Origin of the sequence: uncultured Fluviicola sp., assembly GCF_902168135.1 — a bacterium.
GTDB lineage: Bacteria > Bacteroidota > Bacteroidia > Flavobacteriales_D > Crocinitomicaceae > Fluviicola.
This window is the reverse complement of sequence record NZ_CABHOL010000012.1, coordinates 49,721-76,087: the sequence shown is the minus strand read 5'-3', so window position 1 is coordinate 76,087 and position 26,367 is coordinate 49,721. Positions and strand designations below refer to the sequence as shown.

Here is a 26,367-nt window from a genome sequence, read left to right as displayed (position 1 = left end):
TTAGATTAACGCTAAGGGCCAAAGGTAGAATAAATAAATTTAGTTAAGACGACTACCCGGCACTATTCCGAATTCAAATAATTTGTTTCCTTCGAAGTACCCTTCGTCGGAATGTATGATTGTGATGTGAAGTTTTCGATTGTCTATACAATGTACCAAAAGTGTATTGTCATCTCCTTTGGAAATTGTTCCCGGAGATGAGGTATCACTGGTTTCCCCGGCATCCGAAACTGCCAGAATGCGGAAGTTCCAATGACCATAACTGGTATATGCTCCTTTATTCCATGGGTTGCAGGCACGAGTCAGCGCATCGATAGAACTACTATCCATCGTCTGCCAATTGATTTTTACATCATTGAGCCCTGGACGTTTGTAATAAGCCGCATCTTGTTCCGATTGCTGCTGGCCTTCAAGTACAGGAGATTGACGCAAAAGATGAATTAATTGCAGGGACATCTGTGCATTTAAGTTCGCCATCTGATTGCAAAGCACCCCATGAGTGGTGTTTTTATTCAATGAGATTTTTTGAGTCATCAGAATGGGACCTTTATCGATCTCCGGAGTAACAATGTGAATGGTTATCCCCGTTTCACTGCATTTTCTGCGAATACTCTCAAAAATAGGGTCTACGCCTCTCATTTGAGGAAGAAGGCCATAGTGAAAGTTTAAAAAGTTATTTGGAAAAGCAGCTAATAATTGAGCGGGAATCTTCCACGGAAAAGTCATCAAAAAAATATGGGATGCTTCTGTGGTTTCAAGCCAGTTTAAAGTATCTTCCTCCAACGTTTTTCGTGCCAGTTTTCGAATTGAAACTGTACTTTTTTCGAAGAAATAGCGGCATTCCTGTTCCAGTTCATGATTGGTTTCGGGAATGCCTATACCCTCCAAAACCCCATTTTGTGCCATGGTTTGGAGAGCTGGAATAGCCATTCTGTTATTGCAAAACACGATTACTTTATTCATGATTCCAGGCAAGGGTATGCATTGTGCCAACTATTGGTAGTTTGATCACCATACGTTTTTATTTCCTTCAGTAACTGTTCTCTTTCCTCATTGGCGGATGAAATCTCTGAAACGACCTCAAGCTTACAGAAACCATTTTCGGACTCTGTAACCTCGCACTGATAAACAGGAGATTCCAGGTAATGTGTATCCGGATTCATCCGAACATGACCGCGCGGAGAGTTGAATTCACAAGAAGACCAACTATCGATTACGGATTCAACCGGACCTGAAATCACATAGGACAACAATATTCCGGCTTCCCAGGCTATAACCGAAAATACATTTGCTTTTCCGGGTTTGCTGAGTATTTGTTTAAATTCTTCATTTTCAGAATTTTTCAGTGATCTTGCCCAGGAAGAAACTGCTGTGATTTTCTGTCCCGGATATGGGATCTTGTCAAGCCAGACTTCTTCGATCATAAAAGGAGAGCCGAAGACAGCAGCTTTGCCATCAGGATTTATTTCTCCTAGAGATCCGTAAAAATCCATGGCCATATCTCCGCAAAAAGCAGCAAGGATTCCCTGGCCTTCGCGAAGAGCAATCTGTTCTTTTATAGGTTCGACAGTAAATTCAGACCGTTTTAACGCTGTAACATGGTTGAAGGATACTTGCCCGCCATTGTTTTCCAGCGCATTGCTGAAAGAGAGCGGACCGCGGTACCCTGCATCGTAAAAAGAGCAAGTAAAGATGTTGTGAGTAAATCCTGATTTTACGGCAATACTGGCAGTTTCCCGGCAACAAAGCATACCTTCCATAGATATGAAAAAGGCATTGGAAAGTTTGTTTTGTGGGAGGAAATGCATTCCGCTATCCAGTACCAGCAATATTTTATCACTGGCTGCAAACAGTCCGTGGACATATTCCGCCGTTGACGGGTTGATGTATGCAACAACAATGTCCGTACCATTCATAAGAGCTTGTTCACAACTGGCAAAAACATCCTGTTCACGTGCAGCAACGCCGATATTATGAATAGTTAAGCGGGGGTCTTCGACTCCCGCTTTTTTTAAACTTTCCTTTATTCCGTCAACAATATCAAAACCCATGGTCGGATAGAGTACGGAACGTGGTATTAGTAAACTGATATTCATATTAAATAGTTCAGGTTACGATTAATTTCTGGATGGATAAATTCCCTGCAAGCAGATGATTATGTTCATCCCTAAATAAGGCTGTTCAATATTTAAAGGGCTGCTGGCTCCTGCTGTTCCTACAACTACGGCACCGCCGATTGGAGCAAGAAATGAATCTGCCGTTACACCGGTTTTGTAAAGACCATTGATGGATGCAAGTAAGGATCCGCTAGGATCACCCGATGAACCTGATTCTGAATATGTAGGAACACTTATTGTACTGGATCCCGGGTGATTGTGAGCCGGAAGCTGAATTTGGGTTAAAGTGACATTTGGTGTTCCTGCCATTTCTCCTAAACTAACCGTGCTTAGACCCGGGCCCTGACCGGTCCCGACAGGAGTTCTTCCTGCAAAATTGGGCAAAGCGAAAGTTGTTTGTCCATTTCCTCCGTAAGTGGTTCCTAACAGACTGAAGAGAGCTGTGTTTTGTGCAATTGGTAATAGTTGTCCTTGGCAATAAGCCCATGTTTTCGGGCTGAAATTTCCTGCAAAGAAGCGTATTTCTGACATTGTACCTTCCATTTTGTTTCAGTTTTTCAATGTTAATAAATTAGTTTCTGGAAGGGAAAATACCCTCCATGCAAATAATGTAGTTGAGTGCTAAATACGGCTGCATAACCGAGAACGGAATACCCTGACCAACCGGCTGCAGTGTTACAGGCGATGTAAATGCATTTAAGGAACTGTCAGTTGGCTGGTTCGTATATGCATTCGTTAAACTTGAAAGTATAGCACCGTTCGGATCTCCTCCACCAGTTTCCGAGTAGGCAGGTATCCGAATACTGATAGTAGTGGCATGCGTGTGCATTGGCATTGTTTGATTCGTCAATGTTGCATTCTCATGTCCGCCTGTTTGCCCAAGTTCGTAAACAGGAAGCCCCGGACCGTTACCTGTTCCTACAGGAATTCTTCCACGGAAGTCCGGTAAAGCAAATGTGGTTTGCCCGTCGCCACCGTAAGTAGTCCCGATAATTGAAAATAAAGCAGTGTATACTGCAATGCTTTGCAAGGAACCATCGCAAAAGTTCCATGCTCCCGGAGAAAAATTTCCTCCAAACATTCGGATTTCTCCTATATAACCTTCCATAATTTTATTCTTTTTTAGTGAGTGAAATTGATGAGTAACTTTTGATTAGTTTCGATAAGGAAATACCCCGTACATGCAGATAATGTAATTCATTCCTGTATAAGCTTTCGTCAAAGACAGGGGTTGTCCCATTCCGCTTACTCCATCGGTAATAGTTGCGCTGAATGGTGCTAAATGTGAATCGGATCCTGCAGAGGCTGGGGCAAACATTCCGTTCAAAGCAGACAGGTGGTTCCCATTGGGATCTGCCAGTGTACCTCCTTCGCTTAAAGCGGGAATAACCACATTTGCAACACCTGTGTGTGTGTGCGGAGGTAAGTTACTCGAATTAAGTGTAGTTGTATTGGTACCTGCTCGTTGTCCTAAAGAATAAACGGTCCCTGTTACGGCATTTCCGGCACCTAATGCAATCCTGCCACGAAGATCAGGCAGTGCGAATGTTGTTGTTCCGTCACCACCATAGGTTGTGCCCAAAATAGAAAACAAAGCTGTGTTAGCTCTAATAGCAATGATAGATCCATCACAATAGCTCCATGATTTCGGGGCAAACGTAGCGGCAAACATGCGAATTTCGCCAATTGTTCCTTCCATAAGTTAATTGTTTTAGTTTATATTGATTTTTAGTAAATACTGATTAATCACTATAAAACATATAATCAACAAAGTAGAGGGGGGCTCGGAAACCTTGAAATAATTCGTTTTTTGCAGAGAATAGTTCATAGTGAAGTTGTGTAAAATTGGATCGGATCAAAACAGACTGGCTGAACGTATTTCCGATTGTAAATATTAAATTCCTTGTTTAACAGGGGGCATTAAAGAAAATCCGGGCATTGTTAGAAAGTGGTGTTTTCATCAGTGAAAGTTTAATTTATGGTTTCAGACAAATATAATGTTTAAAAAGAAATAACCTAATAATTAAGTCGAAACAAATTTAGGAATCATCTTGTAACAGAAATCATTCAAACTGAATAACAAGGGGAAACCCTTAGGGTTTGTGAGCTTGTATAGCTTGCTGTTTGGACGTGTGAAACACGAAATATTACGGCCGATTTGATAAGTGCCGAAACGTTAATTTAGCCGAAAGAAATTTTATTTCGCCGATTTACTGATTTTAAACCGTACCTTCGTTTAAATATTTAATAATAAGTTTAATGAACAAAGGAACAGTAAAGTTCTTCAATGAAACTAAAGGATTTGGTTTTATTAAGGAAGACGACTCCGCAAAAGACCATTTCGTACACGTTTCAGGATTAGTAGATGAGATTCGTGAAGGGGATTTAGTAGAATTTGAATTAGAAGAAGGTAGAAGAGGAGTGAACGCAGTAAATGTTCGCGTAATCCAATAATTGATTTTAATAAATGAACCAAAGAGTTTGTTTGTCGTTTGACGAATAAACTCTTTTTTATTTTATCAGTGTAAATTTTAAAAAGTTAAATGGCAAGATCACAAGAAAGTTTTAATAAAAAAGAGATCCAGAACAAAAAGGATAAAAAGCGTAAAGAGAAAGAAAAGAAAATGCTTGAGCGCAAAGAGAACGGGAAAGCAAGTTTTGAAGATATGATCGTATATATTGACGAGAATGGAAATCAAACAACTACACCTCCGGATAATTCTAAACGTGTTGAATTCAACGCTGAGGATATCGTTATCGGTGTTCCGAAAAGAGAAGATGTGGAACCGGAAGATAAAATTCGCAAAGGAACAGTTACTTTTTACAACGATTCAAAAGGGTACGGTTTTATTAAAGACAGTACGTCAGGAGACAGTGTATTTGTTCACGCAAATCAATTAACTGAAGCAATTACCGAAGGGAACAGAGTCATTTTCGAAGTTGAAAAAGGACAGCGCGGACCAACTGCGGTAAGGGTTAAGAAAGATTAATACAAAGATCTGAAAGGTTCAAATAGTTCAATAGTTCAAAAAATAAAGTTGGACGGTTGAACTTTTTGAACAAAAAAGGCTCCCTTTCGGAAGCCTTTCAATTATTTATCAATGGAACCGGTAACCCGCTTCATGAATTCATTCAGTGCATCTTTCTGAGATTTTCCTGCTTTGATTTCTTTGTGAACTTCGATTGCCCCGGAGAAATTGGAAAGCAATTCTCCAATAACATCCAGTTCTTCGTCTTTCAATCCCGGTGCATCGATCAAATGCTCCAAAGTTTCGATTGTTTCGTTCACGTAGTCTTCATCGTTCTCTTCGATGAAAGCCACCATGTGTTTAATTACCGGCAACCGCATCTTTGATCTCCTGAATGATTTCCACTTTATTTCCCTGAGCTTGTTTTACCAATTCTCCGTTCACAAAGCCCGCGAAAGTCGGCAGGTTCGAAACATCTGCAAATTTGCGTGAGTTCGGTAATTTCTCTGCATCCACATAATAGAACTCTATTCCGGGATTTTCTTCAGCCATTCGCTTGAATTTCGGCTTCGTGATCTTACAGTTACCACACCAGGATGCTCCGTATTGAACCATCACTTTTGGATTGGTACTCAATAACTGCTCTAAATTGTCTTCCGTTAACTCTGTAAACATCACTTCTTAGTTTTTGCTTAAATATTCTGCTGTACTTGCAAGGCTCGCTTTCATAGCATCTTTTCCTTCTTCCCAGTTTGCAGGACAAACTTCACCGTGATTTTGCACGTGCGTGTATGCATCTACCAAACGAATATACTCTTGTACATTACGTCCTACAGGCATGTGGTTCACTGACTCATGGAAAACTGTTCCTTCTTCGTCAATTAAGTATGTTGCACGGTAAGTAACATTGTCTCCGGCTGAATCCTCATCGTAAGGATCGAAATCCAAAATATCCAACTCTTCAGCCAGACGACGTGTTGAATCTGCAATCAAAGGAAACTTAACCCCCTCGATTCCTCCCTGGTCTTTTGGTGTGTTTAACCACGCAAAATGTACTTCTGCTGTATCACAAGAGGCACCGATTACCAATGTGTTGCGCTTTGCAAACTCAGCTGAAGCTTCCTGGAAAGCATGGATTTCTGTCGGACAAACGAACGTGAAATCTTTCGGGTACCAGAACAAAACCACTTTTTTCTTGTTCTCAATCGCATGTTTCAACACATCGATTTGGAAAGTATCTCCCATTTCATCCATTGCATTTACCAATACCGAAGGGAATTTTTTACCTACTACACTCATTTTCTTGTTTTTTATATTTGATTATTAATTACTAGTTATCGAGCCAGAACTTAATCATTTATCAATGTTCGCAAAGAATAGGAAATATTCCTATGACTTAAATCAAGTTCTTAAGTTGATAAAAGTCATGACTTTTGTCTCCTGGCTCATTTGCTCTATTTCCCCAGCCATGCGGCGAACATCCAGTTTGTTTTTTCCTTTTCACGGACCAGGTCACTCATCATAGCGTTTGTTCCTTCATCACCCAAATCCGCCGATTCGGATAAAATCTCGCGTTCCAGTTTCAGGATGGTTTCCTGCGCATTCAGAATGTAGGTCATTCCTTCTTTCCCATCATGAATAGTCACGTTTTCCTTGATATCGCTGTTCTTCAGGTAATCTTCGAAACGGTGAAGCGGCGTGACTCCTAATGTCAGGATACGTTCTGCCAAATCATCAATGATCACCTGTGTACGGGTGTACAATTCTTCGTATTTCAAATGCAGTTCGAAGAAATTTGAACCTTTTATATTCCAGTGGATCGCACGTAGATTTTGGTAATGTACCTGGTACGTTGCCAAAAGGCGATTCATCTTAGTGTTTAAATCTTGTTGTGAACTCATAGTTATTGTTTTTAGACTAAAAGACTTTGAGAGGCATGAGTCAAGACAGTTTTTAATATTTGTATTGTCTCCTGACTCCTGAAGTCTTGTCTCTTATTTCATAATTCAAAGTTGCCGATTATTCAAATATAAATGTTATTGATTAACTTTATAAATGCATAGAATTAATTTATAATGATTTCACCACAACAAATTGCATACATTCTGGCTGTTTATGAAACGGGATCGATCAGCAGAGCCGCTGAGCAATGCTTTGTAACCCAACCCACACTCTCCATGCAGTTAAAGAAAGCAGAAGAACTACTCGGGCATTTGATTTTTCACCGGGATACCAACTCCATGGAGCTGACAGATTTCGGGAGGTCCTTAATACCGCTTTTACAGCAGATACAGGGTGATTTCGGTGCTATTGACCGTATCAGCCAGATTTATTCCGGAACTTACAAGGAACGGTTGCGAATTGGTGTCATCCCAACGGTGGCGGCTTATTTGTTATTGGATAATTTCCAGGAGTGGCAGACTTTGCTTCCCAGTACGCAGGTATTTGTAGAGGAATTAAAAACCGAGGAACTCATCGAAGCTCTTGACCAGCGAAAGGTTGATCTGGCAATTCTTGCCGGGCCGTTGAACCAGAATAATTACCGTATTACACCTTTGTTTATGGAGGAAATCCTGGCCTATGCACCAAGTGTTTCCGGAGAAGTATTACTGGTAGACCAATTAAAAGACCTGCAGCCATGGCTTTTGAATAAAGGGAATTGTCTGCGAACGCAAATGATGCAATTCTGCGCAATTGATGATGATATGCCTTCCAGGTGGAATTACCAGGGCGGAAATATGGATTTGCTGATGCGGATGGTGGACCAGCAGGGAGGATATACACTCATACCGGAATATTATCATCCGTTTGTTTCGCAAAGCACGGAGTTCAAATCAATTCGCGATAACCAGGGATCTTTTCCGGGGAGGTCTATTATTGCAGTGAGTGCTTTCCGGCATGCGAATTGGGATTCGATGGAAAAAATCATCCGCTCGATTCAGCACAAGTACAGCAAGCCTGTTTCAAAGGAACTGGAGTTGTTGAGTTGGAAGTAAATTATCAATTATGAATGATAGAATTATCAAGAAAAGGAGACTTAGTGAAGCAGAAGTCCCTTGATAATTGATAATTTAGCAATTGATAATTCCAATTAAAAATATGGCCTTAATAAAATCATGCAGAGGAATAGAACCTCAATTCGGAGAAGATGTTTACCTGGCAGAAAATGCAACGGTAGTCGGTGATGTAGTGATGGGAGACCGATGTTCTGTTTGGTTCAATGCAGTTATCCGCGGAGATGTGAATTCCATCCGCATGGGGAACCAGGTGAATGTACAGGATGGAGCAGTGATCCATTGTACTTATGAGAAAACGAAAACGACATTGGGAAATAATGTTTCTATCGGACACAATGCGCTGGTTCACGGCTGTACGGTTGAAGATAACGTACTGATCGGAATGGGATCCATTGTAATGGATAATTGTTACATCGAGTCCAACTGTATCATTGCGGCCGGTGCGGTTCTTTTGGAGAATACACATGTAGAAGCATGGAGCGTATATGCAGGAATTCCGGCAAAGAAAGTGAAAACACTCTCTCCCGAACTATTCGAAGGAGAAGTACAGCGCATCGCGAATAATTACGTGATGTATTCGGGGTGGTTTAAGAAATCCGCAGAGGCCGATTGATTCGATACAGACAAACGGCAGTGCGGTCGTAATAGTAATTAAAAAGTAAGGGTTCTGAAGGTTTTTAAACTTTTGAACCCTTTTTTAATACTCCGGGAAGATCAGATTTGAAGATAGTTTTTCAAATCATCTGATGATTTAATTCTATCAGTGATTTTTTCCATTTGTAAAACAGGTTCTTTTTTCGTGAAATCTACGGTTGATTGAAAGGCATAGATTTCCCCGGTTTCGGTAAACAACAGGAAAATATTTTTTCCCTTGGAATTGCATGTAATCTGGTTCGGATCAAAACTAAACGAAGCGTTGATGTCCTTGTCGATCAAACAAACAATATCTTGATTCTTGATTTGCTTTTTAGTCGATGCATCCAGGTATTTCGGAGAGATAGCTACCTGGTTTTGAACCCGGTAGATCTGGTCACAGTTGTAGACTCCGAAGGCCGGAGAATTCAGTCCTCTGACTAAATTCGGATATTGATGTCCTTTGTCGGATCCTCCTAAAAGAGTGTTGTTTTGATCGCCTTCAATAGCATTGTTATCCCATTCCATCCTGTTGGTTTCATCAAGGATCAGTTGGACCAAAGCTTCCACATATTCCGGACGTACTTTCAATTCGTAATTATCTGAAAGATCCTGTGCAACACTTTCTTGAATTTTTTGTGGTTCCTTTTTTATCAAATTGCGATAAGCTTTCCGGGTATCTTCACGTAGCGTAATCGTTGAGTAAGGTTTGGTTTTTGTCCAAGACAGCCTGGTTTCATCTTCCGGATTTGAGTCTCTCTTAATCCGATTCTTATTAACAACTCCGTTCTCAACCGGATTTGCATGATTACCCAGATTAAACAAATCCTTGTTTAGAACGGCCCATTCACCGGACTTGTCGTCCATCTGGTAGAAATTGATACCTGCTTCCTTTTTCGTGCAATTGAAATCAACAGCCACATCTTTTTGCAGTTTGAGGGATTTTCCCTCTTTTGTTCCACGTATTTCATACATGCCGGCTGAATTGAATTGATAATTTCCCGTCTTATCACTGTAAGTCATTGGAATTCCGGAGAACGCCATTTCTGCAGGATCCTTGTATTCCCGATAGCTAAAGGTATAAGATCCAATCACCTTTTTACCGTCTTCATAAACAACTGCATCTGCAGGAATATGAATTTGTGTTCCGCTGGGATGTGAGAATGTTCCACCCAGGGAATTGTCGATAGTGAACATGCTTGAAGGATTTGATTTATCTTCTCTCGAAACTCGGGCAAAAGCATTCTTTGTAGATTCTCCTCCGGTGTATAAACGGAAACCATGAAAATAATTCGCAGCCTCTACACGCGTTTCTGCTCCGGTTTGTTCAATCCAAATAATTTCAGGATGATCAGTTTTTAACCTTGGCAGTAATTGTTGTAGCCGGTACATCCGGTCTTCATTTAATTGGACCTGGTCAAAATCCGGGTTTTCCTTAAACCGGGTGTAAATCAATTCGACACGCGTTATCTTTTTTGATTGAAGTTGACCCAATGATTTGGATTCGTAAATGGTCTCATGAGAGAATGAACTGGGAATTTCGATGCAATTTTTCTCTTTTGCTTCAACTTTTACGACTTCTTGTTGTTTGTGATCGGTTTGAGACCAACCTATTTGAGCTATAAAAATGATCGGAATAAGAATAAAAGGTTTCATAAGTTCTTTTTTAGGTTCCATGCTATAATGTAGAAAATAGAAAAAGGTAACATTTTAGCCCTTTAGATACAAAAAGCATCCGTCAATTGACGGATGCTTTTTGTTTTGGGTTTTAGATTTGGGTGGCAGCTAAAAAAACTAAACTAAAAAACTACGAAGTATGGATAATTATCAGGTAATGTCCGGATTTCAAAAAGGTAAACAAGGTTTTTGAAAAAAAAATGAAGACGAAGAATCTTTTCTTCGAAATGTCATCTGCAGATAAACTGATTTTTATCAGATTTTCTTCTTCCGAAGAGCGTTACTTTTGAACTATGAAAGAGATCGAAACAAAAGCAGATGTCGAATTACTAATAGATGTTTTCTACCAAAAACTGGTAAAGGATGAACTGGTTTCTCATTTTTTTACCCATCTTAACCTGAAGGAACATTTACCCCGGGTGGTGCAGTTTTGGAGTTTTATTTTGCTGGACGAAGCCGGTTACAGTGCCAATATGATGGAAAAGCATGCGAGCCTGAACCTGGATGAAGCATCCTTTGACCGCTGGCTGAAATTATTCCATGAAACAGTGGATCAGTTCTTTGTCGGGGAAAAAGCCGAATTGGCAAAACAGCGCTCCACGCTCATTGCCTGGACGATGAAAACGAAATTTCTTAAATAATTGAAAATTTAAAAACGCTTGCGCTAAAGCTCTTCACCTTTGCGTAACCGCTTGCGCCTCTGCTAAAGCTTCAGCGGCACGCAGATGGTGGAGCAAGGTCAGCGTAGGCGCATGGATAATTGAAACGGGAATTATTCTTTCAAGGAAAGTAAATTGTTCTACTTACTGATTATTCTAAAACTTTTCAATTTTACAATTCTCAATTAACGCAATAGCGTTACATGTCCTGTGATCACTTCAGCGTTTGCATAAGGTGCGCAGGAAGTATATGTAATCACATAACTGTAAATATCGTCCTTACATGGAATTCCGGCAAACGTTCCGTCCCAGCGCTCCCGGTAATCAGTAGAGCGATAAACTTCTTCTCCCCAGCGGTTGAATATTTTCATATCCCATTCAACAGGTTCTAATCCCATTTTCGGATAGAAATCATTGTTGTGCTCATTTCCATCAGGGGTAAAGGTATTCGGAACATAAACCACGAAAGGTTCAATAGCAATGCTTCGGAAAGTGGTATCGCTGCAGCCGAATTGATTGAATACAATCTGAGTCGGGTAATGCATTCCATCCGAAAAATAAGTGTGTACCGGATTCGGATCTGTACTTCCGGAGTTAAATTCGTTGAAGAAATAAGAAATATGGGTTGCTCCCTGTGATAAATCCGTAAACTGTACTTGCGAATCACAAATAGTGGTTTCTGTTTTATCTACTGAGAAATCTGCTACCGGTTTCGGGTGAATGGTAACCAGATCCTGTTGCAAAAGCACAAAGGTGTCCACACAGCCAACGGTTGATATGACTGTCAGTTCGACCGAATAAGTTCCCGCGTTATAGTAAATATACAGCGGATTTTCTTCAGTGCTGGTACCGCCGTCACCAAATGTCCAGGAATACAGCAACGGTGCTTCGTATTGGCTCAAATTGATGAATTGAGCAGGATAAGGTTCACACTTTAACTCATCACTGATCGTAAATCCAACCGTTGGAACAGAGAAAATGAATACGCTTGATTCAGCGCTTTCCGAACAATTCAGAAAGCTTGCAGTTAGAGTTACCGGGTAACTTCCCGAGGTATCATAAACCACATTATTTACATTCAGACTTGTTGCATTGGACGGATTCGCGTGACTTCCGAAATCCCAGGAATATTGGGTGATTGACGGGCCGGTAACGTTCCCCACAAAATTGAAACTATTATTAGTTACGCAAAGGGAATCATTGTGTGTAAACGAAACATTCAACGGTTCGTAGATCGTAATGTTTTGGACCATCGTATCGGAGCAGTTTGGTCCGCTGCTAGCAATTAAAGTAATCGGGTAGGTACCTTCTGCAGGGAAAGTATATGTTGGCGAAACTGCCGTACTGACATCTGTTGTGATTCCCGGAACACCAAAATCCCAGGAATAGTTCAACATGGCCCCGGTTGAATTGTTGGCAAAGGTCTGTGTATACCCGATACACTCATGATTTGTTTGGAACCCGACCTGCGGATCCGGCTTGTCGTAGAAGAAAATAGGCTTCGAAACAGTATCCGCACAAACATCGTATGTCCCGATCAGGGTTACAACATTCCCGGTCGACGAACTGAATGCGACATTATTCACGGTTGCAGCCGTAGATGTTCCCGGGGTGGCATTCGGGCCGAAATCCCAGCTGAATTGCGTTGCAGGCGGACCGTTGATGATCTGGCTTTGGAAATCAAGTGTATTATCTATAAAACAGGTAGAATCAGCAAACGTAAAATCGACTTCGAAAGGATTTTGAAGGATCAATTCCATATAAGTAGTGTCGGTACAAGGCCATCCGGGATTTGCAACCAGCATGACATTATAAGTTCCCGGCTGTGGGAAAAGATAAGTAGGTTCAAAAGCCGTACTATTGTCCGTTGTAATTCCGCTAACACCAAAATCCCAATAATAGCTGGATGCCCCGAAACTTTGATTTTCGAAGGTAAAGCTCAATCCCTGGCAATAAGAAATAAATCCGGGGGTATCTTCCTGTTCCGTTACAATTGCAGAAAGCTGTACATTACAGTTTACAACACGAAAGAGGAAATCCCTGGTTACGTAACTGATCAAAACCCCGTCTCTCCATTCATTCACCCGGATTCCGACAACGTAAAGTCCCAGGTTGTTCGCATCTACAAACAATTGTCCCGTTACCGGGTTGATAGTTGTAGTTGAGCCCGGGCCAAGCGGAACTGCCTGGTTGAAAGAACCTCCCCAGACTACATCCGGGTATGGAGGATTGGGAATAGGATTCGGAGCCGGGTTCAAGGAGTTTGCGCCGGCATGCGGTGTTACCAATTCATAAGACAAACTGTCTCCGTCGGGATCCGTCGCACTGTGGTCGAAGTTCAGGTTCTCATTATTACAGATAACCAATGGCGGGTAGTTTACGAAACGTGCAGAACTGTTGATGTACTGGTTTTGACCTCCCGGAGGAATGATTGCCTTGATCGTTAAACCGGTATCGTCCGGACTCACCAGGTTCGTGATATTAGGCCCGCGGCAGCAACGCTGGTAAGCCACAATATATCCGCTCACGGAAGGCGGTAAATTCAGGATTACGGTATAAATGGCTCTTTCGGTACAAATACCGCTCGGAGCTGTAATACAGGGATTGTTGAATATGATTGGAAGAACAGTGCTTCCGGGGAAAGTAACATTCTCATCCGATATCCGGATTCCCGTACCCGTAAAAACACTCAATGGCATGGGAGAATCATAAGAGGCACCGGTAGAAGCGCAATCACGGTAAAGTGCTATGTAGAAACGATAATTATTGTTGCCCAGGTAGTCGTAATAAATTTCGCCTCCCACAATGTGTGATGCCTGGGACGGAATCGACCAGAAAATCAGGAATAACAGTATGAGGTTTTTACACATAAGCGGAGAAAAGCAGTATAAAATTCAGTAATTTTTTTTTAATCGTTAAAAGTTTGTGCCTCTATTGATTAAACGGTTTAATTTATCATGTTAACGGGATAATTTTAATCAAAGTTCATGCCAATCGAAAAGTAAACAGATAATATTCTTATCCAAAAACGAACGTTATTTAAAATATAGTTTCGAAATTGGTGACATGAAATTCCGGCTTTGGTTGCTTTTTTCACTGTTAAATCTCTCTCTTTTCGCTCAGAGGGGCCTGATCCAGTATTCCAAAGAGAACGGATTGATTTCGAATGAGATCAGGGATGTTGCCTATGACCAAAAAGGATTCATCTGGCTGGCGACTCCAAAAGGTATCGAACGATTTGACGGGCAGCGTTTCATTCACTTCAAACACGATCCTGTGGATTCCCTTTCCATCGCATCGAACGACATCCAGGGGTTGGTTTTTGACGGTGATAAAACGATCTGGGCTTTTACCTATAACAAAGGATTGATAGCCATTGAAACGGAGACATTCCGCATTTCCAATTACAACAAACGCAATATTCCATACTTCGGGAGTAACCGTATCAGTGCTTTGACCATTTTAAACAAAACGATCTGGTATACTTCCGTTGAGGGGAAACTCTATTCTTTTGACCCGAAAAAGAAGAAAACCCGGCGTTTTTCATTCTACCCAACGGACGAAAAAGTCACAGGTTTAAATGAAATTGTGCCCGACCGATTGGATCCTGATAAATTATGGATTTGTGCAATGGACGGTTTATACAAGTTTGAGATAAGGAAACGCCAATGGAAATCCTTTAAGTTCAAACGTTCCACCGATATCAATCCCGGGTCGACCTTCAGTTACCGGAATGATATGACCTGTGCCGTCCAGGATAGTAAAGGGAATTTGTTTATCGGATTAAGAAAGGGAGGTTTGCTGTATTTTGACCAATACCAGGGCTTGTTCAAATCTTTTCCGATCTCTATAGACGATTTGAAATACCAGGAAATTTCATCCATCGAATGGCGCGACCCAAGGTATCTTTATCTGTGCATTTTGAATAAAGAGATCATACTTTTCGACACCAGCAAGAAAGAATTTGTGCGATACGAAGAATCGGAAAGAAGCGCTGTGATGCCTTTTCACATTACCAAATTCGGTTCTCAACTGGCAATTGCAAGTTCCAATGCCGGACTTTTTGTGCATGACGAATCATTGATTTATGGCACAAAGATCAAAACCGATATGCAATTGCATGCGGTACGCTATTCGCCGGATAAAAAGAATGGTTACCAGCTTTTAGACGGTTCGTTTACCACTTTAAAACGTATATTGGGTAATGGTCCTGAAATGCTGCGGTTGGATGGTTTGGTTGATGTGAAATCGTTCTATTACCTCGCAGACGGAAGCATGGTGGTAGTAGGGGCAAACGGTCTTTTGCGTATTGATCCGCAATACCGGATAGCGAAAAAAATGCTCTATCCTGACCATCAATCCATTGATAAGCGTTTTCAGAATTCGCTGCTAGTCGGGGATTCGTTATTGTTTATCGGTACCCTGGATGCCAGTTTGCTTTGTTACCGGCTTTCCGACTTCTCATTCAGCCGAATCTATTCCATTTCCACAAAGAGCAAACGGGATGAGACCCGGGAACATTTTCCGCTCACAATGGTTAACCAGGGCAATTCGGTCTATTTTTCTGAAAATGAGCAATTGTACCGTTACCATATTCAATCAAGGCAACTGGAGCGTATAAAATTGTTTAACCACGAAAATACCGACCAGATTACTTGTCTGGCAATCTGTCCCCAAAAAAAGTTATGGATCGGGACGCGTGCAAGTGGTGTTTGGTGTTATGACCTTAAGACCAAAAAACTTCAGAACAAATTTACGTCTTTCAACGGTTTGCAGAATGATGAGGTAAACCAGTTGGTTCTCGACCATTCAAACAGGCTGTGGATATTGAATCCGTCTTGCATAGCCATCGTGAATACCATTTCCGGAAAAGTTCAGAGCCTGGAAAAACGGAACGGGGTTAACGATATATTCAGTATAAATATAACTCCGGATTCAATTTATTTCCTGCAGTCAAATTCCTACATCGTCGGTGAGTTTTCCAAGCAGCTGCCAGTTCGCAAAAAAGCGGTCCCTTATATCATGCAGGTCCGGGATATGAACGGAATGAGCAGGTTCTCTACAGATAAGTTTAAGTATGATTATGATCAGAATAACCTTGTTTTCGAATTCGGGATCCGGGATTTTTCAAATGCGGAGAATAACCTGGTGAGTTACCGCATGCTTGGACTGGATAATAAATGGATCAACGGGAATCAAAAGAACGAAGCACTTTACCACAATCTTCCCAGTGGGAAGTATATTTTCCAGGTACAGGTTGCGGAGGGAGATGAATCCACAATTACTTCCTATTCATTCAAAATCACCAAACCGTTCTGGAGGCGCTGGTGGTTCATTACCCTGGCTTCCCTGGTTATTGCTTTTAGTATCTGGTTCTTCATGCGTTCGCGTATTAAACGCATCCAAAGCACCGAGCAGATGAAAGCGGAATTCAGCCTTCAGATCAACGAACTGGAGTCCAGAGCGCTTAGAGCTCAAATGAACCCGCATTTCCTGTTCAATAGTTTGAATTCGATCCGCTTGTTTATTTTGAAAGATGAGGTAGATAATGCGGCTGATTACATTGCTAAGTTTTCCAAATTGCTGCGTATGATCCTGAATTACTCACGCCAGGATATGATCACGGTTTATGATGAAATCCAATCCCTGAAATTATACCTGGAATTTGAACGTCTGCGATTCGACCAGGATTTTGATTTTGACCTCCAGATCGACGGACAGGAGGTGTTGGATTGCCAGATTCCGCCAATGATCATCCAGCCTTTTATTGAAAACGCGATTTGGCACGGCCTGATGCCAAGGACCGAAGAAGGCGGGAAAATTCGGGTCTCCTTCCAGAAACAACACAGCGGATTGTACGTAATGGTGCAGGATAATGGTATAGGAAGAGAGAAGGCCAAAGAAAACAACCGTAAACGTTCGCTGAAAGAAGGAAGCGTCGGTCTTCAGATTACGAAGGATAGATTGCGCTCACTGACTTTACGAACGAAGAAACAGAACGAATTTGAAATTGAAGATTTAATTGACGAAAATGGTCGGGCAATCGGAACTTTAGTTACCTTGTACTTTGAAACTCCAAACTAGAATATGAAATTACGTGCAATTATTGTAGATGATGAAAGGCACAGTTTAGAAACTACTGCTATATTAATTCGAAAGTTTTGCCCTGATGTAGAGGTGATTGCAGAATTGCAAAATCCGATCGACGCAGTCGAAGTAATTAATACCGAAGAGCCGGACCTGCTCTTTCTTGATATATCAATGCCTAAGATGAACGGCTTTGAATTATTGAACGTATTGACCTACAAAGAAGCGGATGTGATTTTCACTACTGCTTATGACGAATACGCATTGGAAGGCTTTAAACAGGGAGCTGTCCATTACCTGGTAAAACCCATCGATGCAGAAGACCTGGTGGAAAGTGTTCAACGAGTAAAAAAGAAGCGCACGGAAGGAAAATCTATGGGATTGAACGGAATGGGCTTAAAACCTAAAATTCCGATTTCATCGCTGAATGGGGTAGAGCTCATCGAAGTTGACCAAATCATCCGTTGTGAATCAGATGGCAATTATACAACCATCGTCCTTCACCAGCGCAAGATCACTGTTTCGAAAACCCTGAAGGAAATCGAAAAACAACTGGTTGATTTCCCTTTCTTTTTTCGTTTGCACAATTCCCATTTAGTGAACCTGAACCAGGTGGTGAAATACATCCGGGGAGAAGGAGGTTCTGTAATCTTGTCCAACCAGGAAGAAATCGGTGTGTCCAGAAGTAAGAAAATGGAACTGCTGGAAGTTTTAGGAATCAACTGATTCGGGAAATTACTCACTGAAAGGAAAGAACCACAAATTTTTAGATATCCTGTTCCGCGTGTTTAATTACATTTGACGGATAATAATGATCTTATGAAAGCACTTCTACTAGCGTTAATCGTATCTTGTTTAGCTTCCGTTGGTTTCGGACAGCAGGGATTGGTAAAGTCCATCGGGAATACTGCCAAAGAAAAAGCAAATGCCCAGGATTTTAATACAACCAGAAATAACAAGGAACGCGGTAACCTGATGGATGTGCAAAAGTCCGGCGAAGCGGCACCGGCACCTGCCTCAGCACCTGCAGAATCTGCTTCACCGGCTGAAACGGAACCATCCGGTGATTACCAGGCATCTTATACATTTACAAGCAGTGTTTCCTACAAGATAGAAAGCGCTAAAAATCCCGGTGAATCCCAGGTAATTGATTATGATTTCGGAGACCAGGTGATCAAAATGGCCGCAACTCCGGATATGTCTTCGATCATCGATTCTAAGAACGGGGTGATGATCCTGTTGAACAACAAAGAGAAAACCGCAATGGTGATGTCGACTAAAGCCATGGAAGCTGCAATGAAACAACAGCAGATGAACCAGGGAAATAAACCGGCAGCGAAAATCACGAAAACCGGAAGAACCAAAACTATTTTGGGATACAAGTGTGAAGAAATGCTGATAGAGACAGATAAGAAAACTGAGGTCTGGATCACTAAAGATGCTGGAATTGATGTAAGCAACACTTTCGCAAATATGAACAAAACATCCCCTTCCCAAATTCCGAACGAAGCGTTTACGGAAGGAGGTATGCTGATGGAAATGACCGGTTATGATACTGCGGGAAAAATGGAAGTGCACATGCTGATGACAGCGCTTTCAAAAGAATCCAAAACTGTAAACATCGGTTCTTACAAGATCACGAAGTTGTAGTAGATTTCAAAACAAAGAATTACATTTTTTAATAAACCGCTAAGAGCGCGGAGTCGCAAAGTTTTTTCGAAGCTCATGGAGCCAAAAACGTATTGATTTTCCGCCTTTACTCTAAATGCTTAGGGGTTAAGCATTATAAAAAAGTATTCTTTTAAAGTGTAAAAACTCTGCCGCAAAGGGAGAAAATCTCATATACTCCTCAGCGTTCTCGGAATCTTTGCGGTGAAAAAAGAGACCATTCTGTGGATTAGGCAATAGGAAAATCTTCCGGGTTCGGATAAATGTATTTGTAACCGAGATCAATAGAAAGTTGATTTGAAATAATCCGCTCGGAGCGTATTCTGTCTTCAAACAAAGGCGGATTAATTCCCAGCCTGGAAGCCATTCCGGTATAGAATGCCCCTTTGAACGGATGTTCCGTGGCGCACCCGTTGATCGTTTTATTCCATAGTTTCTGCTGTATGACATGTTCTGTCAAACCAATGGCGTCTTCCAGGTGAATTAAATTCACACGGTCCATTGCCTGGTAGGTTTTCCCCGATTTGGCCATGGCGGTGACCGGGTATCTTTTCGGGCCTACTAATCCGCTCATACGGATAACCGTTAATCGGTCTCTCAGCATGGAACTGATTGCCAATTCCGCATAACCGATCGCGTTGGTTTTCACCGAACCTGCCGGGTAATCAAGTTCACTAAAAATACTGTTTCGCTCCGGGTAAACGCTTGTGGAACTGATTTGAATGACTTTGCAGGAAGGAGGTATCAGATCAAGCATACGGACACAATCTTTTGCATAGGCTTTTTCATCCGTCCTGGAAGGAGTAAAAGCGAGCACCAGGACATTCAGATCGCCGAAATAAACAGTGCTCTGGTATTTTTTCACCAAAGGATCAAACAAAACGTGCGAAAAATGCTCGTGCGAAAGCTCTACGGTGCGTGAGCGTGTGGTTCCGATGACGTGGAAACCTTTATTCAATAGTGATTTAGCCAGAGGAAGTCCAAGCCATCCCAATCCGATTATTCCGATCTTCATGAGCTAAATGTACATTAATTTAGTAGTGGTGAAAAATTTTTCACCACTACTGATTATCTTATTGATTAAACTCTAGTTTTCTTTGATCCAGGTATTCTTGATCGTGTGGCGTACCAAATAGTATTTGTTGTCTCTCCAATAGAAGAAACAAACACAGTTGTTGATGCCGTCGATGATCATTTCGTATTCATTTCCTACATCGCTTTTGATGTTCATCGTGTACTTTACTTCTTCGTCATTGTAGTCGTACTTGGTAATGAAATAATCCGATGAAATGCTTGCTGTGGTGTGGTGAAAAGTCGTCAATTCCTTGTTAAACTCAAACAATGTCCCGGCTTCGTCCGTAGAAAGGATGTCCCACTTGGAAGTTTCTTCGTTCCAAACACCATCCTGACGATAATTCGTAGAGATGTTCAGTTGTGCAAAAGTGATGATTGAGGTGAAAAGCAGGCTGATGATTAAAAGGATCTGTTTCATGGCGTAATAATTTAGATAGAACAAAGGAAAGGAAGAAATCCATATCCTGCAATAATGCATTTGTCGTATTCTGGTATGAGTGAGCAGAATGAGAATGAGGATGAGGATGAGGATGAGGAAACAAAATGATGAAGATGGATAATTCTCCGACAATCTGCATTACAAGCGAAATTTACAGCTGTATTTTCCGGAGTCGGTGTCAAAAAATGACTTGTGTCATAAATTACGAGGGGCATTTATAGCTATTTTTGGGCATCAAACAATACGTATGTTCTCAAAAGCTTTTATAAGATTAAACTGGATCACGCTGGTACTCATTTTCCTGGTAATTATTGCCGGAAGCGTAGTTCGTACCTCCGGAAGCGGAATGGGTTGCCCGGATTGGCCGAAATGTTTCGGAAGCTGGGTCCCGCCCACAACTGAAGCACAGCTGCCTGCAAATTACCGCGAGGTTTACGGTGAAAAGCGCGTGGCGAAAGTGGAGAAGTTCGCGAAATTCCTGACTATGCTCGGAATGAAAGAAACTGCTGAAAAGATCAAAAAAGATCCGAGAACGTACGAAGAAGAGCCATTTAACGCACAGCGTACCTGGACCGAATACGGGAACCGCCTGGTTGGATTCCTGGCCGGAAACGGGGTGCTGATCATTTTTCTTTGGGGATTTTGGAAATACCGGAAAGACCGTCGTTTGGTTTGGCTTTCATTCATCAACCTCATTGCCATTGGTTTAAACGGCTGGTTTGGTTCCATAGTCGTGGCTACAAACCTGGTTCCCTGGACGATCACTGTCCATATGTTCCTGGCACTTTTGGTGGTTTGCCTGCAGTTGATGCTCATCCGCAGGATCAGCCCGGTGCAGCAAAAGACCCTGAACCTGCCTGTTGCCATGAAATGGCTGATCGGGATTATTTTAGCAATCACGGCGTACCAGATGTTCCTTGGAACACAGGTGCGTGAGTACATTGACCAGTTAACCCAGCAAGGATTGGGAAGAGATTCCTGGACCAGCAAGTTCGGATGGGCATTCTTCATTCATCGCTCATTCTCCTGGGCTGTTTTGTTATTGATGGTGCTATTGGTATTCCTGAACTACAAAACCGACAAAGTAAAATCCGTTTACTGGGCATTTTTAGTGTTGGTGATCGAACTGGTAGGCGGCGTCTTATTAGCTTATGCGGACATGCCCGGATTTGTACAAGTATCTCATTTATTGTGTGCTACGGTTTTGTTCGGGATCCTGTTTTTGCAGTTCATTCGTCTGCGTCCTTTGTCCAAACCGCTTGGAAAGAGCAGCTTGCGTGGATAATTTCTTTCAGAAAAAATACAGCTGTCAAAAAAACGGAAATCAAATTGTTGGACTCCGGGATTAACAGGTGATTAAGTTGAACAATACAGAGTTGTGAAAATTAGGAAATTACCGAATAATTAATCATTTTTGATCGAACACAATAACACTATTCATGGCAAACTCAAAAATCATTCTGACTGCTGACGATTTCGGTGTAGATGACTCCATCGACAACGGGATCATTCAATTGGTAAAGTACCGCATTATCCACTCGGTAGAAGTTCTTGCAAACAATGGGGAAAAGGGTGCAGAGAGTATTCGTCGAACCGAAAAACTGCTTGACCAGGCTCAGGGCGTGAACCCGGAACTGGAACTTGGTGTACATCTTACCATTACCTCAGGTAAACCGGTCAGCACAGCCAATTTATCCGAGATACTTTTCGACGGGCATTTTATTTCTGCCAAAAGCACAAAAAGCTCAGCAAATCCCACGGCTATTTACACGGAATTAAAAGCACAAATCGAAATTTTAAAAAGCAACGATCGTATTTGGAGCAGGGTGACACATCTGACGAATCACCACGATGCCTTGTGGTTTTATCCGGATTATACCGAGGTATATGTACGTGTAGCGCAAGAATATGGTCTGCCCATTCGTAATCCGCGTGTATTGCCAGCCTGGAGTGCCTTGTTGTACTACAAATACTTCGGTCCCCGAAGCGCCAGTCAGGAGGATTTGGAAAAATCACAGAAAGCCTACGATTTGCGTAAGTTGGGACATTTTGAAGCCCGCGAGCTGGAGTACCGGTCAACCCATTATTTAGACAGTTCTCATTATTCACTTTGGCGCACTATTATTGATGCCAATCCCTATAAAACAGACGAATTTATTGCACATCGGCAGCAAAAACTCCGGGAAGTGTTTAGAAACATCCGCAAAACCCACGACGAACTCGGTGTTCCTCAAATCGTAGAAGTACTGCTTCATGTGCGTGAGGGGGGAGTGAACAAATCGGCAGTAAAACTCCCGAAACACAAAAGAAACCAGGCTTTTGACAAATTCGACCTGGAACATTACAACGGAATTTCAACGGCTTATTTTGACGGCAGATCCGTGGAATACCATGCTTTATTGTGGGAAAATACGGATGGAAGACTCTCCGGGCTCTATACTGATAACCAGATTGAGAAAGGCCGCTGGGACGAATGCGTCGCACAAAAGTTAAGTACAATTTAAAGGATACGGGAATAAACCGCCAAAAACTGAAATACAATACCTTTCGAGCAAACCTGAATCGAACCGGAATAAATTTTAGAAACCCAAATAAAATCAGTGCTTTCGGAAGATTTGAGTTCACCACCCTCCTTAATCCTCCCTCAGAGGGAGGAGACAGAATTGAAACTTCGAACCGGGATTCCACACTCAAAACTCACGCTCACACTGAAAAAGAAAAAAGCAGAGATAGCGTGAGTTTGAGCGCGAGTATTGAGGGACCAAAAGAAAAAAGCGAACTACTACCGTAATTCGCTTTTTTCTTTTTGTGGTCCCACTTGGGATCGAACCAAGCACCTACTGATTATGAGTCAGTTGCTCTAACCGACTGAGCTATAGGACCTTTAAAGCATGCTTAAGTGAAAGAAATCTTTTCGCTTCCTGCTTCCGGTTGCAAATATAGTATTTCTGGCGAATTTCCCAATCCCGGGTGCATTTTACGCGATTTTTTTCTTTTCCGGTATTTATGGAAACCATCAAGTAGTAGGAGGGAAGTTTCCCTTTCAAAGGTTGATCAATCCCTCCTTTTTTACTTTTCCGGAACCTCCTAAAACTTAAAAAAGAAATAAGCCACTGCTGCCCATTCTTTCTTGATTCCCCGGGCATAGCCCAAAGTGCTGTGGCTTCTGTCTTCCACTGTTCCGTCGTCTTTGATGTAGCCCAAAGTGGAGTGGCTCCTGTCTTCAACCGTTCCGTCTTTTTTCACGTAACCAACCGTAGAATGGCTCCTATTTTCGATCGTTCCGTCGCTTTTGATGTAGCCGATCGTACTGTGGCTTCTGTCTTCAATGGTGCCATCGCTTTTGATGTAACCCTTGGTAGAATGACTGCGGTCTTCAATGGTTCCGTCGCTTTTGATGTACCCAATAGTACTGCGGCTTCCGGATTCAATGGTTTGTGCCTTGGCGCACGCGGCGCTTCCCAGGACCATCAGGATGACAATTGCTTTTTTCATCATGTGTTATTTCAGTTTATATCATTTAGAACTTCAGAACGCAAAAGAATGCATTTCCTTTCAATAAAAATAAATGATTCCGGGATCAAAAATGAACAAAAGACACATTCGATGATTGCGGGTTGATATCTGCGGCGAATGGGGATATATTCGTTGTTTCTATGACAGGAACGATTCAATTTGGGCGTTATTATTCCTGAATGTTCTAATTTTGCAGGGTGGCGAAACAGAAAAACACGGAAAACAAAAAGCTTCATTCCAAATTAATGGGACAGAAGAAAAACAGGAAACAAGCAGCTAAAGAGTTGAACAGGCAGCGACTCCGTGAATTGAATCAGCTAGCTAATAAACGGAGGAATGAGAACCGGCAAGAACCCCTTCATCCTGTGATGGAGAATAACCAAATCCAGGTCGTTTCGAATTTTCCGGACCTGGTCTCTGCATCTTTTCACGGAGCAATGAATGCGGTTTGCTGGAAGCGGGAATTAAGCGGCGATTTTTCTGAGATCGCAAGCAGGGTCGTATTCACCGGGAATATGACAACACTCGAAGAAGAAGACCTTTTGGAGCTTGACCTGAGCGAGCAGGGACAGCTTGCACGTGAAATCCTGATTGCTGATCTGAAACTGCTTAGGGATCACGGTGCGTCGCCGGTCCTCAACGTGATCAGGTACTATGACCGCGACGATGAAGATTCCTTTTTTTCAACGGATGTTTATTCGTTCCATGTAGACCACTCGCCGATACCTGTCGACACTTTCTTGTGCACGTATTATGGCGACTCCAGTGAAATCATACCGAATTCTCAGGCTCAGCAGAAAGTTCATATTCCGGAAATTCGTGATGAGCTCCGAAAGTTGTATAACGGACCGGAAGAAGGATTCGGAGCATTCCTGACCGAACATTTTTTTGATCTGCATTACGAAGCTCTACCCGGAGCAAATCCGGTTAGTTTGGGGCTTGGTCATTTGTGGAAGATTGCAACAGAACATCCCGAAAGACAGTCGCTTCCTTGTGTTCATCGTGCTCCTGTGGAAAAATCCGGGCAGAGCAGGCTGCTGTTGATTTGTTAAGTGCTGTTTTTTACCAAATGATAAATTCGGGTGACTTTATTTTAACTAATTTGCAAAAATGAACCCATTCATCGAATACAGTTTACAATTTGGGCTGTTGAATAAACAGCAAATTGAGTTGATAGAAAGTAAAATGACCGAACTGGTACTTCAAAAAGACCAGTACTTTTCGGAAGCGGGAAAGATCCCCTTACAAGTTGGTTTCGTGGTGGAAGGAATTATGCGCGGCTGTTATTACAACAATCGGGGAGAAGAAATTACCCGTTGCTTTATTCCCGAAAACAACCTGGCGGTCGATTATGTAAACTTTGAAACCAACACTGCTTCATCGGAATACCTGCAGGCAGAAACGAATTGTGAACTGATCGTATTTTCGAAAAAGGACTGGGAGGAACTTTCCCAAACAATCGTGGGATGGGATAACATAAAGAACAAAATGGTCCAAAAATGCATGTACCTTAAATCGCGAAAAGGTCCGGTTATTTCACAAGATGCAACGACACGTTACCTGGAATTCATGGAAAACTACCCCACATTGGTCAACCGGGTTCCATTGGCACATATTGCTTCTTATCTTGGAGTTACCCAGCAATCTCTGAGCAGAATCCGAAAAAATATCCGCTGATTGACTTTTTACCAAATGGTAAATCATTTCATTTTTTGAACCCTCAAATTTGTGTCATACAAATTTAAATTTCAACAAATGAGAACAGTTTTAATTACAGGTGCAAACAAAGGAATCGGATTGGAAACCGCAAAACAGCTTTTACAAAAAGGTCTGTTCGTTTATTTAGGAAGCCGCGACATCGAAAAGGGAAGAAAAGCGGTAAAGGAATTAACCGATCAGGGCTTTGAACACGCAAAGGCAATTGAGATAGATGTTACGGAACCCGGAACTATTCGCGCAGCGAGGGAACAAATTGAACGGGAACAAGGTCGTTTGGATATCCTGGTGAATAATGCGGGAATTAGTGGGATAATACCACAAAATGCAAGAGGCACAGGTGTCGACGAATTTAAAAGTGTCATGGAAGTCAATCTTTACGGAGTTGTAAGAGTGACACAAGCTTTCCTGGATTTGCTCTTAAAATCAGAAGAACCAAGAATAGTGAACGTTAGTACGAGTGTGGGATCACTTTCTTTGCAAAGCAATCCGGATTGGCCCGCTTACGATTATGCCAAATATGCCGTCTATGCTTCTTCCAAATCTGCCATGAATATGTATACCGTTCATTTGGCTTATGAATTGCGGGATACTAATCTTAAAATCAACGCGGTTTGCCCGGGCTATACCAAAACGGATTTTACCGGTCACGTCGGAGGTGAAGTCGAAATGGCAGGAAACAGGATCGTCAAATATGCTTTGCTGGATCAAAACGGACCAACCGGTTGTTTTTTCAGCGAGGAAACCAATCCTGAAACCGGAGAAATTCCCTGGTAATCTATTCGGAAATTCAAA

27 protein-coding genes and 1 tRNA gene are annotated in these 26,367 nt (G+C 42.0%); 13 read left to right on the top strand and 15 right to left on the bottom strand.

The genetic code is table 11. The features are described from left to right. Window positions 1-39 precede the first annotated feature (39 nt). From QZT69_RS02665 to QZT69_RS02645, 5 genes are read right to left on the bottom strand one after another with little or no spacing between them, the layout of a single operon-like run. Window positions 40-963 (bottom strand): formyltransferase family protein, encoded by a 924-nt coding sequence (locus QZT69_RS02665; RefSeq protein ID WP_294670256.1) that lies wholly within the window; start codon window positions 961-963, stop codon window positions 40-42. Continuing rightward, window positions 960-2,096, bottom strand: a complete 1,137-nt coding sequence (locus QZT69_RS02660; RefSeq protein WP_294670254.1) for a hypothetical protein — start codon at window positions 2,094-2,096, stop codon at window positions 960-962. Before QZT69_RS02660 ends, QZT69_RS02665 begins: the two co-directional genes overlap by 4 nt. A gap of 21 nt (window positions 2,097-2,117) precedes the next feature. Then, window positions 2,118-2,648, bottom strand: coding sequence for a phage tail protein (locus QZT69_RS02655; protein WP_294670252.1), 531 nt, complete (start codon window positions 2,646-2,648; stop codon window positions 2,118-2,120). Between the two features lie 40 nt (window positions 2,649-2,688). Continuing rightward, a complete protein-coding gene (locus tag QZT69_RS02650) occupies window positions 2,689-3,225 on the bottom strand; it encodes a phage tail protein (protein ID WP_294670249.1) in 537 nt (178 codons plus the stop codon). Window positions 3,226-3,270: 45 nt separating this feature from the next. Further along, window positions 3,271-3,816, bottom strand: coding sequence for a phage tail protein (locus QZT69_RS02645; RefSeq protein ID WP_294670247.1), 546 nt, complete (start codon window positions 3,814-3,816; stop codon window positions 3,271-3,273). 560 nt (window positions 3,817-4,376) lie between these two features. Between QZT69_RS02645 and QZT69_RS02640 the strand changes: the two genes are divergently transcribed. Continuing rightward, entirely contained in the window at window positions 4,377-4,571 is a 195-nt protein-coding gene (locus QZT69_RS02640; protein ID WP_294670245.1) for a cold shock domain-containing protein, read from the top strand. A gap of 89 nt (window positions 4,572-4,660) precedes the next feature. Then, window positions 4,661-5,107 carry a cold-shock protein gene (locus QZT69_RS02635; protein WP_294670243.1) on the top strand — a complete coding sequence of 149 codons (447 nt, stop codon included), beginning with the start codon at window positions 4,661-4,663 and terminating at the stop codon, window positions 5,105-5,107. Window positions 5,108-5,208: 101 nt separating this feature from the next. Here the strand turns inward: QZT69_RS02635 and QZT69_RS02630 are convergent, their stop codons facing one another. The 4 genes from QZT69_RS02630 to QZT69_RS02615 all read right to left on the bottom strand — a co-directional run bounded on the left by QZT69_RS02630 (window position 5,209) and on the right by QZT69_RS02615 (window position 6,987). Continuing rightward, entirely contained in the window at window positions 5,209-5,466 is a 258-nt protein-coding gene (locus QZT69_RS02630; protein WP_294670241.1) for a hypothetical protein, read from the bottom strand. Further along, entirely contained in the window at window positions 5,447-5,761 is a 315-nt protein-coding gene (locus QZT69_RS02625; RefSeq protein WP_294670239.1) for a co-chaperone YbbN, read from the bottom strand. Before QZT69_RS02625 ends, QZT69_RS02630 begins: the two co-directional genes overlap by 20 nt. A gap of 6 nt (window positions 5,762-5,767) precedes the next feature. Beyond that, window positions 5,768-6,385 carry a peroxiredoxin gene (locus QZT69_RS02620; protein ID WP_294670237.1) on the bottom strand — a complete coding sequence of 206 codons (618 nt, stop codon included), beginning with the start codon at window positions 6,383-6,385 and terminating at the stop codon, window positions 5,768-5,770. Window positions 6,386-6,540: 155 nt separating this feature from the next. Continuing rightward, window positions 6,541-6,987, bottom strand: coding sequence for a DNA starvation/stationary phase protection protein (locus QZT69_RS02615; protein ID WP_294670235.1), 447 nt, complete (start codon window positions 6,985-6,987; stop codon window positions 6,541-6,543). A 174-nt stretch (window positions 6,988-7,161) separates the two neighbouring features. Here QZT69_RS02615 and QZT69_RS02610 point away from each other — a divergent pair, with 174 nt between their 5' ends. Together QZT69_RS02610 and QZT69_RS02605 are read left to right on the top strand one after the other, a co-directional pair. Further along, a complete protein-coding gene (locus QZT69_RS02610) occupies window positions 7,162-8,082 on the top strand; it encodes a LysR family transcriptional regulator (protein WP_294670233.1) in 921 nt (306 codons plus the stop codon). 103 nt (window positions 8,083-8,185) lie between these two features. After that, window positions 8,186-8,716 (top strand): gamma carbonic anhydrase family protein, encoded by a 531-nt coding sequence (locus QZT69_RS02605; RefSeq protein ID WP_294670232.1) that lies wholly within the window; start codon window positions 8,186-8,188, stop codon window positions 8,714-8,716. A 101-nt stretch (window positions 8,717-8,817) separates the two neighbouring features. On the opposite strand, the gene QZT69_RS02600 is transcribed toward QZT69_RS02605, so the two are convergent. Beyond that, window positions 8,818-10,392, bottom strand: coding sequence for a hypothetical protein (locus tag QZT69_RS02600; protein WP_294670230.1), 1,575 nt, complete (start codon window positions 10,390-10,392; stop codon window positions 8,818-8,820). Window positions 10,393-10,706: 314 nt separating this feature from the next. On the opposite strand from QZT69_RS02600, the gene QZT69_RS02595 reads away from it, so the two are divergent. Then, a complete protein-coding gene (locus QZT69_RS02595; RefSeq protein WP_294670228.1) occupies window positions 10,707-11,054 on the top strand; it encodes a group III truncated hemoglobin in 348 nt (115 codons plus the stop codon). Window positions 11,055-11,257: 203 nt separating this feature from the next. On the opposite strand, the gene QZT69_RS02590 is transcribed toward QZT69_RS02595, so the two are convergent. Beyond that, window positions 11,258-13,942 (bottom strand): PKD domain-containing protein, encoded by a 2,685-nt coding sequence (locus QZT69_RS02590; protein ID WP_294670226.1) that lies wholly within the window; start codon window positions 13,940-13,942, stop codon window positions 11,258-11,260. Window positions 13,943-14,138: 196 nt separating this feature from the next. On the opposite strand from QZT69_RS02590, the gene QZT69_RS02585 reads away from it, so the two are divergent. The 3 genes from QZT69_RS02585 to QZT69_RS02575 all read left to right on the top strand — a co-directional run bounded on the left by QZT69_RS02585 (window position 14,139) and on the right by QZT69_RS02575 (window position 18,809). Then, window positions 14,139-17,156 (top strand): sensor histidine kinase, encoded by a 3,018-nt coding sequence (locus QZT69_RS02585; RefSeq protein WP_294670224.1) that lies wholly within the window; start codon window positions 14,139-14,141, stop codon window positions 17,154-17,156. Between the two features lie 3 nt (window positions 17,157-17,159). After that, the gene (locus QZT69_RS02580) at window positions 17,160-17,885 is read left to right on the top strand and encodes a LytTR family DNA-binding domain-containing protein (protein WP_294670222.1); all 726 of its coding nucleotides are present in this window, start codon (window positions 17,160-17,162) and stop codon (window positions 17,883-17,885) included. Window positions 17,886-17,978: 93 nt separating this feature from the next. Beyond that, window positions 17,979-18,809 carry a DUF4412 domain-containing protein gene (locus QZT69_RS02575; protein WP_294670221.1) on the top strand — a complete coding sequence of 277 codons (831 nt, stop codon included), beginning with the start codon at window positions 17,979-17,981 and terminating at the stop codon, window positions 18,807-18,809. Between the two features lie 247 nt (window positions 18,810-19,056). Here QZT69_RS02575 and QZT69_RS02570 read toward each other — a convergent pair whose 3' ends face one another. Both QZT69_RS02570 and QZT69_RS02565 read right to left on the bottom strand, forming a co-directional pair. Next, complete coding sequence (locus tag QZT69_RS02570) at window positions 19,057-19,842, bottom strand: NAD(P)-binding domain-containing protein (RefSeq protein ID WP_294670220.1); 786 nt, start codon at window positions 19,840-19,842, stop codon at window positions 19,057-19,059. Between the two features lie 72 nt (window positions 19,843-19,914). Beyond that, window positions 19,915-20,319, bottom strand: a complete 405-nt coding sequence (locus QZT69_RS02565) for a hypothetical protein (RefSeq protein WP_294670218.1) — start codon at window positions 20,317-20,319, stop codon at window positions 19,915-19,917. 268 nt (window positions 20,320-20,587) lie between these two features. Here QZT69_RS02565 and QZT69_RS02560 point away from each other — a divergent pair, with 268 nt between their 5' ends. Both QZT69_RS02560 and QZT69_RS02555 read left to right on the top strand, forming a co-directional pair. Then, window positions 20,588-21,625, top strand: coding sequence for a COX15/CtaA family protein (locus QZT69_RS02560; RefSeq protein WP_294670216.1), 1,038 nt, complete (start codon window positions 20,588-20,590; stop codon window positions 21,623-21,625). Window positions 21,626-21,779: 154 nt separating this feature from the next. Beyond that, window positions 21,780-22,844 carry a ChbG/HpnK family deacetylase gene (locus QZT69_RS02555; protein ID WP_294670214.1) on the top strand — a complete coding sequence of 355 codons (1,065 nt, stop codon included), beginning with the start codon at window positions 21,780-21,782 and terminating at the stop codon, window positions 22,842-22,844. Between the two features lie 305 nt (window positions 22,845-23,149). Here QZT69_RS02555 and QZT69_RS02550 read toward each other — a convergent pair. Together QZT69_RS02550 and QZT69_RS02545 are read right to left on the bottom strand one after the other, a co-directional pair. Continuing rightward, window positions 23,150-23,223 (bottom strand) — tRNA-Ile (locus tag QZT69_RS02550). A 204-nt stretch (window positions 23,224-23,427) separates the two neighbouring features. Further along, window positions 23,428-23,838 carry a 5-fold beta-flower protein gene (locus tag QZT69_RS02545; protein WP_294670212.1) on the bottom strand — a complete coding sequence of 137 codons (411 nt, stop codon included), beginning with the start codon at window positions 23,836-23,838 and terminating at the stop codon, window positions 23,428-23,430. A gap of 386 nt (window positions 23,839-24,224) precedes the next feature. On the opposite strand from QZT69_RS02545, the gene QZT69_RS02540 reads away from it, so the two are divergent. From QZT69_RS02540 to QZT69_RS02530, 3 genes are all read left to right on the top strand, one after another. Further along, window positions 24,225-24,908: a hypothetical protein gene (locus tag QZT69_RS02540; protein ID WP_294670324.1), complete on the top strand. Its 684-nt coding sequence runs from the start codon at window positions 24,225-24,227 to the stop codon at window positions 24,906-24,908. Window positions 24,909-24,966: 58 nt separating this feature from the next. Then, window positions 24,967-25,533 (top strand): Crp/Fnr family transcriptional regulator, encoded by a 567-nt coding sequence (locus QZT69_RS02535; protein WP_294670210.1) that lies wholly within the window; start codon window positions 24,967-24,969, stop codon window positions 25,531-25,533. Between the two features lie 78 nt (window positions 25,534-25,611). Continuing rightward, complete coding sequence (locus QZT69_RS02530; RefSeq protein ID WP_294670209.1) at window positions 25,612-26,349, top strand: SDR family oxidoreductase; 738 nt, start codon at window positions 25,612-25,614, stop codon at window positions 26,347-26,349. The last annotated feature ends 18 nt before the right edge of the window (window positions 26,350-26,367 follow it).

Coding starts and splice junctions, on each gene's coding strand:
- QZT69_RS02645 (WP_294670247.1), bottom strand. CDS start 3,816: ATGGAAGGAACAATTGGCGAAATTCGCATGTTTGCCGCTACGTTTGCC.
- QZT69_RS02655 (WP_294670252.1), bottom strand. CDS start 2,648: ATGTCAGAAATACGCTTCTTTGCAGGAAATTTCAGCCCGAAAACATGG.
- QZT69_RS02635 (WP_294670243.1), top strand. CDS start 4,661: ATGGCAAGATCACAAGAAAGTTTTAATAAAAAAGAGATCCAGAACAAA.
- QZT69_RS02625 (WP_294670239.1), bottom strand. CDS start 5,761: ATGTTTACAGAGTTAACGGAAGACAATTTAGAGCAGTTATTGAGTACC.
- QZT69_RS02615 (WP_294670235.1), bottom strand. CDS start 6,987: ATGAGTTCACAACAAGATTTAAACACTAAGATGAATCGCCTTTTGGCA.
- QZT69_RS02605 (WP_294670232.1), top strand. CDS start 8,186: ATGGCCTTAATAAAATCATGCAGAGGAATAGAACCTCAATTCGGAGAA.
- QZT69_RS02640 (WP_294670245.1), top strand. CDS start 4,377: ATGAACAAAGGAACAGTAAAGTTCTTCAATGAAACTAAAGGATTTGGT.
- QZT69_RS02650 (WP_294670249.1), bottom strand. CDS start 3,225: ATGGAAGGTTATATAGGAGAAATCCGAATGTTTGGAGGAAATTTTTCT.
- QZT69_RS02545 (WP_294670212.1), bottom strand. CDS start 23,838: ATGATGAAAAAAGCAATTGTCATCCTGATGGTCCTGGGAAGCGCCGCG.
- QZT69_RS02580 (WP_294670222.1), top strand. CDS start 17,160: ATGAAATTACGTGCAATTATTGTAGATGATGAAAGGCACAGTTTAGAA.
- QZT69_RS02540 (WP_294670324.1), top strand. CDS start 24,225: ATGGAGAATAACCAAATCCAGGTCGTTTCGAATTTTCCGGACCTGGTC.
- QZT69_RS02600 (WP_294670230.1), bottom strand. CDS start 10,392: ATGAAACCTTTTATTCTTATTCCGATCATTTTTATAGCTCAAATAGGT.
- QZT69_RS02570 (WP_294670220.1), bottom strand. CDS start 19,842: ATGAAGATCGGAATAATCGGATTGGGATGGCTTGGACTTCCTCTGGCT.
- QZT69_RS02630 (WP_294670241.1), bottom strand. CDS start 5,466: ATGCGGTTGCCGGTAATTAAACACATGGTGGCTTTCATCGAAGAGAAC.
- QZT69_RS02665 (WP_294670256.1), bottom strand. CDS start 963: ATGAATAAAGTAATCGTGTTTTGCAATAACAGAATGGCTATTCCAGCT.
- QZT69_RS02535 (WP_294670210.1), top strand. CDS start 24,967: ATGAACCCATTCATCGAATACAGTTTACAATTTGGGCTGTTGAATAAA.
- QZT69_RS02585 (WP_294670224.1), top strand. CDS start 14,139: ATGAAATTCCGGCTTTGGTTGCTTTTTTCACTGTTAAATCTCTCTCTT.
- QZT69_RS02660 (WP_294670254.1), bottom strand. CDS start 2,096: ATGAATATCAGTTTACTAATACCACGTTCCGTACTCTATCCGACCATG.
- QZT69_RS02590 (WP_294670226.1), bottom strand. CDS start 13,942: ATGTGTAAAAACCTCATACTGTTATTCCTGATTTTCTGGTCGATTCCG.
- QZT69_RS02560 (WP_294670216.1), top strand. CDS start 20,588: ATGTTCTCAAAAGCTTTTATAAGATTAAACTGGATCACGCTGGTACTC.
- QZT69_RS02555 (WP_294670214.1), top strand. CDS start 21,780: ATGGCAAACTCAAAAATCATTCTGACTGCTGACGATTTCGGTGTAGAT.
- QZT69_RS02565 (WP_294670218.1), bottom strand. CDS start 20,319: ATGAAACAGATCCTTTTAATCATCAGCCTGCTTTTCACCTCAATCATC.
- QZT69_RS02530 (WP_294670209.1), top strand. CDS start 25,612: ATGAGAACAGTTTTAATTACAGGTGCAAACAAAGGAATCGGATTGGAA.
- QZT69_RS02610 (WP_294670233.1), top strand. CDS start 7,162: ATGATTTCACCACAACAAATTGCATACATTCTGGCTGTTTATGAAACG.
- QZT69_RS02575 (WP_294670221.1), top strand. CDS start 17,979: ATGAAAGCACTTCTACTAGCGTTAATCGTATCTTGTTTAGCTTCCGTT.
- QZT69_RS02595 (WP_294670228.1), top strand. CDS start 10,707: ATGAAAGAGATCGAAACAAAAGCAGATGTCGAATTACTAATAGATGTT.
- QZT69_RS02620 (WP_294670237.1), bottom strand. CDS start 6,385: ATGAGTGTAGTAGGTAAAAAATTCCCTTCGGTATTGGTAAATGCAATG.